General features: G+C 64.5%; 1 protein-coding gene. It reads left to right on the top strand.

Translation table 11 applies throughout. From position 1 onward, the window contains the following. The coding region (locus tag R0J92_RS26895; RefSeq protein ID WP_411053934.1) for a flagellar basal body P-ring protein FlgI at positions 1–234 on the top strand (234 nt) is incomplete at both ends.

Genomic DNA, 234 nt, shown 5'->3' with positions numbered 1-234 from the left:
ATCAGCCTTTTGGGCGGTACATTGATCATGACGCCACTCAACGCACCCGATGGGCAAATCTATGCAGTGGCGCAGGGCACGATCTTAGCAGGCGGTGCGGTGGCCGAAGGTGAGGCCGCAACCGTGACAAAGGGCCTGCCGACGTCCGGCGTCCTCCCGTCGGGCGCGCGGGCCGAGCGAGAGCTCCACTTTGACCTGTCCTCGCTCCATTCCATGCGGCTGGCCTTGCGAGAC

It is taken from the genome of Tritonibacter sp. SIMBA_163, from assembly GCF_046535935.1.
Taxonomy (GTDB): Bacteria; Pseudomonadota; Alphaproteobacteria; order Rhodobacterales; family Rhodobacteraceae; genus Epibacterium; species Epibacterium scottomollicae.
The sequence above is the reverse complement of the archived record's forward strand: the minus strand, read 5'-3'. Positions and strand labels throughout refer to the sequence as shown.